Here is a 1,718-nt window from a genome sequence, read left to right on the forward strand (position 1 = left end):
CCCATGAAATACGAAGAATTGAACGTGAAAACAACTATAAGAAGATAAATAATGAATGTGGCACATGTTGAAGTAAGAAATAATATCCAAATTAAATAACGTATTAAAAGAAAAATATTAGAAAAATACGAAAAACAATGTATTAAGTCGCAATCCCAATAATGCTATAATTAATTTCATTTTTATATAAGTAAAACATTGATGGTGAGCATATCTTATCATTAATTATAGATATTTACCAAATTATACTATTATAGCCTTAACCAACTGCTTAATATCGCCTAGGTTCTCTAGATTTCTCACAAGACTTATTACTGTGCTTATTTGATCTCTCGTTAATATTCCATCCGTTAACATTCTGAACTTGTTTTCAACTTCCTCATCGGTCATTGGGTTCTTTGGGTGACCTCTTGGGTAATCGACGCGTGCCGTTAATTCCCTACCATCCTTGAATTTCACGGTTACCCTGTTTGGTATGGCTGATGGGTATAGCTTATCGAGCTCGGGGTCAACATTGACCTTCATCTTCCTAATTAGTGAGAGTACCCTTGGATCACGTATGTTCTCGGGCCTGTAGTGGTGTAGCTCCACCGTGCCGTGCATTAGAGCTACTGCTGTAACCCACATTAGGCTGTGATCCGCGGTCTCCTTGGTCTTTGGATCCCACTTCTCTGGGTCCTTAACTATTATGTCGTAGGCTGCCTTGAATGTGTCTATCACTATGTAATCCACATCATCAGGCTCTATGGCTTTACCGTACTCCTTCCTAATCTCCCTTGCTGCATCAACGGCAGATTGCGCATGGTACTCAACTGGGTACGGCTTTATGTATGTGTCGAGTATTCTCTTCGGGCTTGGTATGGAGCTTAACTCGAGGATTATCTTTTCATTGAATTCGTTGGCGAGTAGTTGCCGTATGAAGCCCATCTCCCCCTTTAATGGTGCATCAGGTCCTGTGAAGCCCTCCATGGCAAGCAGCGTCGCGAATACGGCATTCCTGGAGGAGTTCGCTGTGGCTGCTGCCTTCCAGTGGCTCAGTTCACCAACCCTTGACTGCCTCATGGCTGCATGGGGCACTGTGGCTATCGAGAGAGCATTCAAGGCTTTATTCTCATCAAGTCCCATTAACTTCGCCAAGCCTGCTGTTACGGCGATACCTATGTAGTTGACGTGATCCCAACCGTGAAGCCTAAGACTCCCTGCATCACAAAGCCTAACACCTACTTCGTAGGATGCGGCTATCGCCGTTGTCAAGTCCTTACCACCTAACCTCCTGTATTCGGCCGCTGCCACGAGCGTTGGAATCATGTCGCTGGGGTGTAGGGGTTCCTTGCCTAGGTACGTGTCATTATAATCCAAATACCTGACCATTAGGGCGTTGGTGAATGAGGCCCAATCAATCGCGGCAGTATTTGGTGTGCCCCACAACGTTGCCTCAATATTAGACTTGTAATTCCTAGCTATGCCCCTCGCTATCTTGACAGGCTCTGCCGTAAATGCTGCAAGGGCGACACCTAGGCTATCTAAAACCCTCCTCTTAACCTCATTAATGACTTGCTGATCTAGATCTTCAAACCTAATGTTAAGGGCATAATGAACTATAGCCTCGCCAAGACTATCCCTAACCATACACATCCATAACTCACCACCTAAATAAATGCATTAACTCTCATGAGCAATGACGAATTATTTATTAATAAATGCTAAAAGATGGAGAC

The 1,718-nt window shown here is 43.8% G+C and carries 1 protein-coding gene; it reads right to left on the minus strand.

Going from position 1 to position 1,718, the window contains the following annotated elements; all coding sequences use genetic code 11:
• Positions 1-243 precede the first annotated feature (243 nt).
• On the minus strand, positions 244-1,629 hold the full coding sequence (locus tag B7L70_RS12725; RefSeq protein WP_081228480.1) for an MmgE/PrpD family protein: 1,386 nt from the start codon (positions 1,627-1,629) through the stop codon (positions 244-246).
• Between the last annotated feature and the right edge of the window lie 89 nt (positions 1,630-1,718).

This window comes from Vulcanisaeta sp. EB80 (genome assembly GCF_002078205.2).